The sequence below is a fragment of the Zeaxanthinibacter sp. PT1 genome, from assembly GCF_028464225.1.
Taxonomy (GTDB): Bacteria; Bacteroidota; Bacteroidia; order Flavobacteriales; family Flavobacteriaceae; genus Zeaxanthinibacter.
In genome coordinates this window covers 130075-141894 of record NZ_JAQPCN010000001.1, presented here as the reverse complement: position 1 = coordinate 141894, position 11820 = coordinate 130075, and the positions used below count along the sequence as shown (strand labels likewise).

General features: G+C 46.9%; 13 protein-coding genes. 6 read left to right on the top strand and 7 right to left on the bottom strand.

Annotation, left to right across the window (positions count from 1 at the left end; genetic code table 11):
• Positions 1-3: 3 nt before the first annotated feature.
• Positions 4-798, bottom strand: a complete 795-nt coding sequence (locus tag PP178_RS00650; RefSeq protein ID WP_272592378.1) for a DUF2797 domain-containing protein — start codon at positions 796-798, stop codon at positions 4-6.
• Between the two features lie 76 nt (positions 799-874).
• Here PP178_RS00650 and PP178_RS00645 point away from each other — a divergent pair, with 76 nt between their 5' ends.
• Entirely contained in the window at positions 875-2389 is a 1515-nt protein-coding gene (locus PP178_RS00645; RefSeq protein WP_272592377.1) for a GH3 auxin-responsive promoter family protein, read from the top strand.
• A 104-nt stretch (positions 2390-2493) separates the two neighbouring features.
• Positions 2494-3015 (top strand): hypothetical protein, encoded by a 522-nt coding sequence (locus tag PP178_RS00640; protein ID WP_272592376.1) that lies wholly within the window; start codon positions 2494-2496, stop codon positions 3013-3015.
• On the opposite strand, the gene clpX is transcribed toward PP178_RS00640, so the two are convergent.
• The 6 genes from clpX to PP178_RS00610 all read right to left on the bottom strand — a co-directional run bounded on the left by clpX (position 3012) and on the right by PP178_RS00610 (position 8626).
• Positions 3012-4247, bottom strand: a complete 1236-nt coding sequence (gene clpX / locus PP178_RS00635; RefSeq protein ID WP_272592375.1) for an ATP-dependent Clp protease ATP-binding subunit ClpX — start codon at positions 4245-4247, stop codon at positions 3012-3014. The genes PP178_RS00640 and clpX overlap by 4 nt on opposite strands.
• A 100-nt stretch (positions 4248-4347) precedes the next feature.
• A complete protein-coding gene (gene clpP / locus PP178_RS00630) occupies positions 4348-5028 on the bottom strand; it encodes an ATP-dependent Clp endopeptidase proteolytic subunit ClpP (RefSeq protein ID WP_272592374.1) in 681 nt (226 codons plus the stop codon).
• A gap of 175 nt (positions 5029-5203) precedes the next feature.
• A complete protein-coding gene (gene tig, locus PP178_RS00625) occupies positions 5204-6526 on the bottom strand; it encodes a trigger factor (RefSeq protein ID WP_272592373.1) in 1323 nt (440 codons plus the stop codon).
• A gap of 202 nt (positions 6527-6728) precedes the next feature.
• Positions 6729-7070: a phage holin family protein gene (locus PP178_RS00620; protein WP_272592372.1), complete on the bottom strand. Its 342-nt coding sequence runs from the start codon at positions 7068-7070 to the stop codon at positions 6729-6731.
• 66 nt (positions 7071-7136) lie between these two features.
• Complete coding sequence (locus PP178_RS00615; RefSeq protein WP_272592371.1) at positions 7137-7916, bottom strand: alpha/beta fold hydrolase; 780 nt, start codon at positions 7914-7916, stop codon at positions 7137-7139.
• Positions 7913-8626, bottom strand: coding sequence for a pyridoxine 5'-phosphate synthase (locus PP178_RS00610; protein WP_272592370.1), 714 nt, complete (start codon positions 8624-8626; stop codon positions 7913-7915). The genes PP178_RS00615 and PP178_RS00610 overlap by 4 nt, the downstream gene beginning before the upstream one ends.
• 93 nt (positions 8627-8719) lie before the next feature.
• Between PP178_RS00610 and PP178_RS00605 the strand changes: the two genes are divergently transcribed.
• From PP178_RS00605 to PP178_RS00590, 4 genes are all read left to right on the top strand, one after another.
• The gene (locus tag PP178_RS00605) at positions 8720-9376 is read left to right on the top strand and encodes a CBS domain-containing protein (protein ID WP_272592369.1); all 657 of its coding nucleotides are present in this window, start codon (positions 8720-8722) and stop codon (positions 9374-9376) included.
• A 6-nt stretch (positions 9377-9382) separates the two neighbouring features.
• Positions 9383-10264 (top strand): NAD kinase, encoded by an 882-nt coding sequence (locus PP178_RS00600; RefSeq protein WP_272592368.1) that lies wholly within the window; start codon positions 9383-9385, stop codon positions 10262-10264.
• A 115-nt stretch (positions 10265-10379) separates the two neighbouring features.
• Positions 10380-11066: a type IX secretion system protein PorG gene (gene porG, locus PP178_RS00595; RefSeq protein ID WP_272592367.1), complete on the top strand. Its 687-nt coding sequence runs from the start codon at positions 10380-10382 to the stop codon at positions 11064-11066.
• Between the two features lie 9 nt (positions 11067-11075).
• The gene (locus PP178_RS00590) at positions 11076-11816 is read left to right on the top strand and encodes an isoprenyl transferase (protein WP_272592366.1); all 741 of its coding nucleotides are present in this window, start codon (positions 11076-11078) and stop codon (positions 11814-11816) included.
• Positions 11817-11820 lie beyond the last annotated feature (4 nt).

Genomic DNA, 11820 nt, shown 5'->3' with positions numbered 1-11820 from the left:
GGATTATTGAACATTGAGGCCAACAAAATAACCTTCACTTCCACGGATATTAAAGACGGTATTATCCTCGAACAACAGGTATTGCCCTTTGATTCCTTTTAGTACGCCCTTGTATTGTGGGCTCTTATTTAGATTCAGGGATTTTACTTTGCTTGGGTACTGCAATACCGGGAAGTGCAATTCCAGTTCTTCTGCATCACTCATATAGTACTCTGCAACTTCCTCCGGGATATACTCCTTCAGCCTTTGTCGCCATTCGGTAAGGTCCAGGTCTTCCAGGGTATTGGTGAGCATCCGTCTCCAGTTGGTCTTGTCCGAGACGTAATCTTTCAGCGCCACTTCGGTGATCCCGGCCAGGTAGCGGTTGGGCACCTCTACCATAATGATGGCTTCGTGGGCCCCCTGGTCTATCCAGCGGGTAGGGACCTGGCTTTTCCGGGTAACACCGACTTTTACATTACTGGAGTTGGCTAGGTAAACCACGTGGGGCTGTAATTGCACCTTCTTTTCGTATTCCAGGTCGCGGTCTTCCTGGTCCAGGTGGGCCGTGCTCAGTTCCGGTTTCATGATCCAGTCCCCGGCAGAGGGAATCTCAAAGAAGCAGTACCGGCAGCACCCCTGCCGGTAGATGGGGCGGTCTTCCCCGCAATTCAGGCATTGGTATTTAATAAAACTGATCTCAACTTCCTTATCCAACAATTGATTCATATGGATGAAATTATCCTCAAAAACCAGGAAATACTGGATCGGGTTCCCGATTTCTGTCTGCATCTTGCGTAAGACCCCTTCGTATTGCATAGGTGATTTATTGTTTAAATCGGACGGAAAATACTACTTTTATACCGCACCGACAGCTGCAAAAATACCGAAAAAAATGACCATCCCTTTGTTCAATTCCATTGCGTCTTGGCTTTTAAAAAAGCGCTATCACCAGATAGAACTTTTTCTAAAGTACCCGGCAGAGGTACAGCAAGAGGTGCTGCAGCAGTTGCTGGATTATGCCAGGGATACGGAGGTGGGTAGGAAATACGGTTTTGACAGTATTGCCAACTACCGCCAATTTTCAGAACGGCTGCCCATACTGTCCTACGAGGAGGCGGAGCCCATGATAGAGCGCAGCAGGCGAGGGGAACACAATATCTTCTGGCCTACGGGAATTAAATGGTTTGCCAAGAGCAGCGGTACCACCAATGCAAAAAGCAAATTTATCCCGGTAAGCACGGAAGCCCTGGAAGACTGTCATTACAAATCGGGCAAAGACCTGCTCTGTTTGTACCTTAATAATAACGAGAACTCCCAGTTATTTACCGGTAAAAGCCTCAGGTTAGGAGGGAGTAAAGAGCTCTACGAAGACAACGGCACCTTTTTCGGTGACCTCAGTGCCATCCTGATTGATAATATGCCCTTCTGGGCAGAACTGAGCAGTACCCCCAGCAGCAAGGTATCCCTGATGGGTGAATGGGAGACCAAAATGCAGGCCATCATAAAAGAAAGTATACAGGAAAACGTCACCAGCCTGGCCGGGGTTCCTTCCTGGATGCTGGTGCTTTTAAACAGGGTGTTAGAGGAGACTGGCAACAAACACCTTTTCGAGGTCTGGGAAAACCTGGAGGTTTATTTCCATGGGGGGGTCAGCTTCAGACCTTATCGCGACCAGTATGATAAACTCCTGCCCAGGAAGAAATTCCGTTATTACGAGATCTACAATGCCTCCGAAGGATTCTTTGCCATACAGGACAGGAACGATGCGGACGACCTGCTGCTGATGTTAGACTATGGGATATTCTATGAGTTTATCCCGATGGATACCTATGGCAGCCTGCAGCAACATACGCTTCCTCTTTGGGAAGTGGAGGTGGATAAGAATTACGCTATCCTGATCACAACTAATGCCGGGCTGTGGCGCTACAAGATCGGGGATACCGTAAGGTTCACTTCTACCGATCCTTACCGTATCAAAATTACCGGGAGGACCAAACACCACATCAATGTATTCGGGGAAGAACTGATCATAGAAAACACCGAAGAAGCCCTGAAAACCATCTGCCAGAAAACCGGGGCAGAGATCGCTGATTATACCGTGGCCCCTATTTTTATGGCGGGGAAGGAGAAGGGTGCCCATGAGTGGCTGATCGAATTCCGCAAGCCACCGGAGGAGATCGAATATTTCACCGAAGTACTCGATAATGCCCTGAAATCACTCAACTCTGATTACGAGGCCAAGCGCTATAACAATATGACCCTGAACCGGCCTAAGATTCACATTGCCAGGCCTAATCTCTTCTACGATTGGCTGAAATCTAAGGGCAAATTGGGTGGGCAACATAAAATACCCCGCTTATCTAACGATCGGGTATATGTCGATGAATTGCTTCAGATGAACCAATAAATATCCCGAAGGAACACATTTGTCCTAAATTGTGGTCCTAACTTGACCCCCAAAGTTCCAAATTTTAAAACATTATGGCAGAAAGACTTGTAATTTTATCCGACATGCTCGGATCGAAAAGCGGACTGTGGATCACTTCCTACCTCGGGTATCTACAACAGTATTATGACATTGTATACTATGATAGCCAGCAGCTGGCCAACATAGATGTTCCTATTAAAACCCTTGAAAATATTGAAGCGGCCTTCCATGAAGGCGGTATTGATACGGCAGTTGCTCATTTGCTCAAAAAAGAGGATGTGCCTTCGCATTACCTCACCTTCTGCGCCGGTGGAAACATTGCGTGGAAAGCCGGCAGGATGGGTTTACCGATGAAATCCCTGACCGCGGTATCACCGTTGAATCTCAGTGAGCAAACGGCTATGCCGGATTGCCCGGTTAAATTAGTGTACGGGGCTAATGATCACTACCTGCGCCCTTCGGATGAATGGATCGCAAGGCTTGCGGTACCCACAGAGGTGATCCCCGGTTTTGGGCACCAGTTGTACTCTGATGAAAAGATCATTCAGAAGATCTGTAAGGATTTGTTGGATTCATTGCTCAACAGGCAATACCAAAAACTCTAAGAAACAGCTTTTAACTGCTTGACCGTATCGTGCGTCAGTTTTTTCTCGGCGTACGGTTTGGTCACGTGGAATGTGGTCTCGTCGCTGCTGGGTAGCTCAAACATGGCATCGGTAAAGACGGCTTCACACAGGGAGCGCAATCCTCTTGCTCCCAACTTGTATTCTATCGCCTTCTCTACGATGTAATCCAGGGCCTGGTCCGTAATGGTGAACTTGATCCCATCCATGTCAAACAATTTCTGGTACTGTTTAATGATGGCATTCTTGGGTTCGGTCAGGATCGCCCTCAGGGTTTTCTCATCCAGTGGGTTCATATGGGTAAGGACCGGCAGTCGACCAATGATCTCCGGGATCAGCCCAAATTCCTTCAGGTCCTTTGGAGTGATATACTGCAATACATTCCCTTCGTCCAGTTCTTCGCCTTTCTTAGCGGCGCTATATCCAATGGCCTGCATGTTGAGTCGCTTAGTGATGATGCGCTCTATCCCGTCAAAAGCACCCCCGGCAATAAAGAGAATATTCTCTGTATTTACCTCGATGAATTTCTGGTCCGGGTGCTTCCGTCCTCCTTTAGGTGGCACATTAACCGTGGTGCCTTCCAGTAATTTCAAAAGACCTTGCTGCACGCCTTCCCCGGATACGTCACGGGTAATAGATGGGTTGTCGCTCTTACGTGCAATCTTATCGATCTCGTCGATAAAAACAATACCCCTTTCTGCCTTTTCCAGGTTGTAATCCGCGGCCTGTAATAGTCGGGTTAGTATGCTCTCAACATCTTCTCCCACGTACCCGGCTTCGGTCAGTACGGTAGCATCTACAATGGCCAGGGGAACATTCAGCATCTTGGCGATTGTCTTCGCCATAAGTGTTTTCCCGGTACCGGTATGCCCCACCATGACTATATTACTCTTCTGAATCTCTACCTCGTCTTCCTTAGAACTTGGCTGCAGTAGTCGCTTGTAATGATTGTATACGGCCACGGATAGCACCTTCTTGGTGCGTTCCTGCCCGATCACAAAGCTGTCTAGGAATTCATTGATCTCCTTAGGCTTCTTCAGTACCAGTTCCGAAGACAGGTCATCTGTCTTGGACTGCTTGGATTCTTCGGCCACGATTCCGTGTGCCTGCTCTATGCATCGGTCACAGATGTGTGCATCCAGACCTGCAATGAGTAAGTTTGTTTCCGGTTTTTTCCTACCGCAAAAGGAACATTCTAAATTTTCCTTAGCCATAATTTCTGCTCACTTTCAGAACCATAACGGGATATTCTCCATTTTGGTTCATTTCCTCTTCAATTTAACTCCTGTAAACCAGGATCTTATGTGTTTTATTCTAGCTCTTTTCTCTTTCCAGGATTTCATCGATCATCCCGTAGTCCAGGGCTTCTTTAGCACCCATCCAGTAATCCCGGTCACTGTCTTCGTAAACCTTGTCAAACTTCTGCCCGGTGTGCTTAGCGATGATATGATATAATTCATCTTTGATCTTTAACACTTCCTTAGCTGCGATTTCTATATCACTAGCCTGCCCCTGGGCTCCGGACATCGGCTGGTGGATCATCACCCTGGAGTGTTTTAAGCCACTGCGTTTTCCTTTTTCCCCTGCACATAAAAGTACGGCTGCCATAGAGGCGGCCATCCCGGTACAGATGGTAGCCACATCGGGCTTAATGAACTGCATGGTATCGTAAATACCCAAGCCGGCGTATACACTTCCTCCCGGGGAATTGATATAGATCTGGATGTCCTTAGAAGAATCTGCACTGGCCAAAAACAGCAATTGTGCTTGTACGATATTCGCAACCTGGTCATTGATCCCTGTTCCCAGGAAAATGATCCTGTCCATCATCAATCGGGAGAAAACGTCCATCGCAATGGCGTTCAGCTGCCTCTCCTCTATAATGTTGGGCGTCATATTAACAGGGTACATGCTGCTGATCACTTTGTCATAGTACATGCTGTTGATTCCCTGGTCCTTGATGGCGAAATCTTTAAATTCTTTAGTGAAATCCATAGTGTATTGTCTGTCTTTAATCAAAAAAAAAAGGTGCCAGAAATGGTGCTTCCGGCCTTGTAAAGATAGGGAATTTAGCGTTATTACTAGCCGGCCTGCCTAAAATTGAGACAGCTATAAGCAAGACTGCCGCAACTTGTTATAAGTGCGGCAGTTCCTGTGGTATCGCTATAGATTAACCGTATACTTCTTTTACGAAATCTTCGTAATTGACCTCTTTGATCTTCAGGTTAGCTTTCTCCTTGTACAGGTTAAGTAACTTCTCGCTCATCAACTGCTCAGAAAGGCGTTTAGCCTCATCCTGGTTAGAAAGTACCCTGGCCGCGATACGGTCCAGTTCTTCCTCTTCAGGGTTAATCTGTCCGTACTGTGCCATCTGCTCCTTGATGAATCCTTTGGTGAAATCTTTAAGTTCTTCGAACTGCAATTCAATCCCGTGATCTTTAAGGATCTTTCCTTCGATCAGTTGGTAACGAAGGCCTTTTTCAGATTTTTCGTATTCTTCCTGGGCCTGCTCAATGCTAAGCTCTTTCTCCCCGGTAGTCTGTATCCATTTTTTCAGGAACTCGGCCGGTAGATCAAACTCCGTAGTTTCGATCAGCCTCTCCGTTACATCGTTCAGGAGTTTCTGGTCTGCCTGTTGTTCAAATTGCTTCTCAGAATCTTCCTTGATACGCGCTTCCAGTTCTTTTTCGCTGCTGACCTTCCCTTCGCCGAATAGTTTATCAAACAATTCCTGGTTCAGTTCTGCAGGCTGTCTTTCGTTGATCTCTTCAATAGTGAATTCAACTTTGACATCCAGCTTCTCTACCTGCTCATTAGGCATTCCCAAGGCAGCGGCCAGAAGGTAATCTTCTTTAAAAAGACCTTTGGTGTTAAGGGTGACAGTATCTCCGACTTTCTTGCCGGTCAGTGCCGTGATCGCTTTCTTGTCGCTGATCTTTTTCAACTCAAGGGTAGCGTTATTGTCTATCTCGGCCTCTTCATTCTTGAAAGTACCGCGAACTTCATCTTCTTTCCCTACTTCTTCTTTGCTGACCAGTTTCCCGTACTGCTTACGGATACGGTCTACTTGCTCATCGATCATCTTCTTGTCTGCGACGATCTTGTACTGGGTAACCGGTTTCTTTGTTTTTAATTCCACCTCGAATTCAGGGGCAAGGCCCAGCTCAAATTCGAAAGCAAATTCTTCACTGTCCCAGTTAAAATTATCCTGTTGCTTAGGAAGGGGGTTGCCAAGTACGTCCAGTTTTTCTTCGGTCAGGTACTTGTTCAGGTTGTCCTGTAGAAGCTTGTTGACTTCGTCTACCAAAACAGCCTTCCCGTATTGTTTCTTGATCAATCCCATAGGAACCTGTCCTTTGCGGAAGCCGGGGATATTCGCCGATTTGCGATAATCTTTCAGGATGGTTTCAACACGATCCTGGTAATCTTCTTTGGTGATAGCGACTTTCACAATGGCATTTAACTCGTCTATCTGCTCTTTCGTAATGTTCATCTATTCTTTTAATTTATCTGAGATCCTCTTTCATTAGGTTCCCCGCTGCGATGGGCAGCCGGTTCTTGTCAATTCAACCCTTTCGGGGCCCTTTTTGCCAGATTAATCATGTGGTGATCTGTAAAACGGGATGCAAAAATAGTATTTTTTAAAGAGCACAGCAAGTTTTAAGTACGTGAGATTGAAATAACTACAGCTGTTTTTAATCCTCCTTTAAAAGACCGTGCAGTATGGATTGCAGCAGGGATAATAAAAGACTGAATAACAAGGCCCACCAGATGCCGTTTACGGCGAACCCGGGAACCAGGTAATCGGCCAAAAGGATGATCAGGGCATTAATGATCAGTAAAAATAATCCCAGGGTGAGTATGGTTACCGGAAGAGTAAGGACCACCAGTATTGGCTTAACAATAAGGTTAAGCAGGCTCAGGACGATGGCTACCCAGATGGCTGTCCAGAAAGATTCCACCCCTACACCCGGTAAAATGTGGGCCAGGATTACAACGGCCAGGGCGTTTAATAATAGTCGTAAAATGAGTTTCATAGTTGTTGGTTTTAATAACTAAAAGTAGCTAAAAAACCGCTGCGATCCATCTTTTGGTGCGGGGATTTACTGACCCTCCCCGATAAAATTCATACTCACATCAAAGTACTGTTTGGGGTTTTCTGCATGCAGCCAATGCCCCGCATTAGCTATAGTAGTTACGGTAGCTTTTGGAAAATGTTTCTGTATTTCATCCGTATCCGCCGGGGAGATGTATTCAGAGCGGTCTCCCCTTAAGAACAGGGTAGGGCCGTCATAACTGTAACCGGTGGCTATGGCTTCCCCGATCTCTTCATACTTTTCATCCAGCACTTTCAGGTTGCATTTAAACCCTAAGGTGCCATCTTCTTCCCAACTCAGATTTTTGAGTAAGAATTGCCGGGTGCCCCAGTCCTTGATCCGCCGAGATAGGAATTCATCCGCATCGGTGCGCGACTCAAACTCATCCAGGGGCAGGCTTTTCAGTGCACCCAGGATCTCCTGGTGGTGCGGGGGGTAGAATTTAGGGGAGATGTCGGCTACGATCAGTTTACGCACTTTCCCCGGCCGGGTACAGGCAAATTGCATAACGGTCTTACCTCCCATAGAATGCCCCATCACTATGGCGTCCTGTATGTTATAATGTTCCATGTAATACTCAAGGTCGTCTGCCATGACCTCGTAATTAAAAGTATCGGACCAGAAGCTTTTCCCGTGGTTCCGCTGATCGATCAGGTGTACCTGCATCCCTTTCCTGGAATATTTATTACCCAGGGTTCTCCAGTTGTCAGACATGCCCAGGAAGCCATGCAGTATCAATAATGGTGTGCCTTCGCCAAGTATTTGGGAGTGTAAAAGTTGTTTCATTTAAGTCGGTCTAAGTACATTTGCACCACTTTCTCTAATCCCAGGTATAAGGCCTCGCTGATCAGGGCATGCCCGATGGAGACCTCGAGCAGGTGGGGAACATTTTGTTTAAAATAGGCCAGGTTGTCCAGGCTGAGATCGTGCCCGGCATTAATGCCTAAGCCATGTTCATGGGCAATCCGCGCAGCTTCCGCAAAGGGAAGTACGGCATCCTTGTCACCATTGGCATAACCTACGGCATAAGATTCTGTGTAAAGTTCTATACGGTCTGTCCCGGTCTCCGCAGCACCCGCAACCATTTCCGGAACGGGATCGACAAAGATAGAGGTGCGGATGCCTTTTGCTTTAAAAGTAGCGATCACTTCTTTCAGGTAATCCCTGTGCTTTACCGTATCCCAGCCGGCATTGGAGGTGATGGCATCCGGGCCGTCCGGGACCAGGGTCACCTGGGCCGGCACCACTTCCAGGACCAGCATGGTAAATTTATCTATGGGGTTCCCCTCTATATTCAGTTCTGTCCGGACCACCGGTTTAAGATCACGGGCATCCTGGTACCTGATGTGGCGTTCATCAGGACGGGGGTGTATGGTGATCCCCTGTGCTCCGAAGCGCTCCAGGTCCTTAGCCGCCTGTATTACATCCGGTACATTCCCACCCCTTGCATTGCGCAAAGTGGCAATTTTGTTAATGTTTACACTTAATTTCGTCATTTCCTTACACTTAAGCGATTCGTTGCACAAAAATACAAATAAGGCACACCTTTTGACCTTTAAAATTGTTATTTTGCAATAGAACAGAACGTGATGAAGATACAAGAACACATCTCCGATAACCTCGATGTTTTTGACATCAGTGCTCCCTTGCAGGATGTGCTGAGGTTTTTCCGAGGTTCAGGTTTTTCTCATGTTGCGGTTGTGGAAGACCGTAAGTTCCTCGGTGTCATGTCCGAAGAGGATTTCCGGACCATAGAAGAAAAAGGACAATTGGCCGATCACCGGAACAGCCTGGAAACTTTTCATGTGCCCCAGGATGCCTCCTGGTTAGATATCCTCAAATGTTTTGCCGATAACCAGGCCAACCTCTTACCGGTACTGGATGAACAGGCCGCCGTAATAGGATATTACGACCTGTCGGAAGTACTCGATTTCCTGGTAGAGACCCCATTCTTTAATGAGCCCGGCGGGCTATTGGTGGTCGCTACGGGAGCTAAGGATCATTCCTTCAGCCAGATCGCCCAGATCGTAGAGAGTAATAACGCGAAACTGATCGGCGCTTTCATTTCCGATTACCAGAATGACATCGTGCAGACCACGATCAAGATCAGTTCCGGGAGCATGAACGAAGTGCTGCAATCTTTCCGCCGGTACAACTACAATATACTTTTTGGCAATATGGACGACCAGTTCCTGGAAGACCTGAAAAAAAGATCGGACTACCTGGATAAATACCTAAATGTCTGATTTCCCATGAAAATTGCCATATACGGCCAGTCCGACCAAAATAACACCTTATTATACGTACAGGAAATACTGGACGAGCTGCGACAGCACCATGCAGAAGTCTGTATAGAAGAAGAATTCTACGAACTCCTTAAAGAGGGAGATAAGCTGCCGCCATTAAAGACCTATAACGCCTCCGAAGGGCTGGAAAGCGACTTTGATATGTTCGTGAGTTTTGGAGGGGACGGGACCATCCTGCGGGCCATAACCTATGTCCGGGACCTTGGAATACCTATTGTCGGGGTCAATACCGGGCGACTGGGATTCCTCTCTACCTTTAAGAAAGAAGATGTGCGCAAGGTGGTGCAGGAATTCGTGGCCGGGGCCTTTACTATTGAGGAACGAAGCCTGGTAGAAGTGATCTCCGATAAAGAGATTCCGGAATTTGACGGTTTTAACTTTGCATTGAACGAGATTACTGTAAGCAGGAAGGATACCACCTCTATGATAACGGTGGAGACCTACCTGAATGATGAATACCTGACTTCCTACTGGGCAGACGGACTTATCGTGGCCACGCCTACCGGGTCTACAGGCTATTCGCTCAGCTGCGGTGGCCCGGTGATCACACCCTGGGCAAAATCCCTGGTTATAACGCCCATTGCTCCACACAACCTTAATGCCAGGCCGCTGGTGATCGCAGACCATACCGTGATCAGGCTAAAGGTCTCCGGAAGGGAGGATCAGCACCTACTTTCCCTGGATTCCCGTATCGCTACCATTGAGAATGGCAGGGAGATTACCATCAAAAGGGCCGATTTTACGGTGCGTATGATTGAATATACTTCTGAGAGCTTCCTGAAGACACTCCGTAACAAGCTGCTTTGGGGCCAGGATCGCCGTAATTAGGTGCTTTTCAAAACAATAATTAGAGCTTATTGCTGTTTAGCAAACAGGAAGCAGGGCCGGAATGCGGGTTGCACCCTTGCCTGAAAATATTATATTTGCACCCTTTTGACGATTGATGAAGAAGCTCATTGTTCTCTTTTTGATGATGGTAATGACTGCCGCAAGCGCACAGACCTACGAGGTTGGGCTGTTTGGTGGCGGGGCCAATGCCATAGGAGAAGTGGGCAGAACTAATTTTATTTTACCTAACGGCCCTGCCTTTGGCGGGATCTTTAAGTGGAATAAGAGCAAACGATACGCCTGGAGGGCTAGTCTTATCTATGGTTCATTCACCATGGATGACGCCAAGTCTGACCAGTTTGCCCGTCAACAGCGAGGATACGTAGTTGACAATAATGTATTGGAAGCTTCGGCGGGGCTCGAGTTTAATTTTGTGGAGTACAATCTCCATAAACTGGGGCCTGCATTTACGCCATACCTGTATACCGGGCTGACGTATTTTCGCTATGGTTACCATTATTTTGATACCGGGCAATTCCGGGACATCAACCAGAAAGATGGGGCCTTTTCTATCCCCATGACCGTTGGTGCCAAGAGCAGGCTGAACCAATTTATCATCGTCGGGGCAGAGATAGGGGCCAGGTATACGTTTACCGATAACCTGGACGGGAGTAATCCCGAAGGATCTAATTTTGAGCAGTTTAGGTTTGGTAATATATTTAGTGACGATTGGTACGTCTTTTCTGGAATTACTGTAACTTATACCTTTGGCAGGAAACCCTGTATGGACTGTTTTGAGTAGCAAATAGGCATGAATAAAATCGAAGACATCTCCGGAGAACGTTTACCCAGGCATTTGGCTATCATAATGGATGGCAATGGCCGATGGGCAAAACAACAGGGAAAGATGCGCATTTTTGGGCATGAGAACGGGGTTAAGGCCGTACGGAGAACCGTTGAGAATTGTGCCCAGATCGGGATAGATTACCTTACGCTTTATGCCTTCTCCACCGAGAACTGGAACCGTCCTAAAATAGAAGTGGATACCCTGATGAAACTACTGGTGTCTTCGCTGAGGAAAGAACTTAAAACGCTGCATAAGAATAACATAAAGCTGAATGCCATCGGGAACATGGATGCCCTTCCAGGTAAAGCGAGGAAGGAACTGCAGGAGGTGATTGAAAAGACCTCCGGGAACAGCGCCATGACCCTCACCCTTGCCCTGAGCTATGGTGCCCGGGAAGAGATTAAACAGGCGGTTCAGCAAATTAGTACCAAAGTTAAAAATAATATAATTTCGCCCGAAAACATTGATGAAACAATTATAAATACTCATCTTTACACGCACAATTTACCAGACGTAGACCTGCTTATTCGCACCAGTGGAGAGCACCGGATCAGCAATTTTTTACTGTGGCAGATTGCCTATGCCGAGTTATATTTTATTGATGTATTTTGGCCCGATTTTGATGAGCAACATTTGGTAGCGGCAATTATAAATTACCAGAACAGAGAACGAAGATTTGGAAAAACAAGCGAACAACTCATCTAGCGGT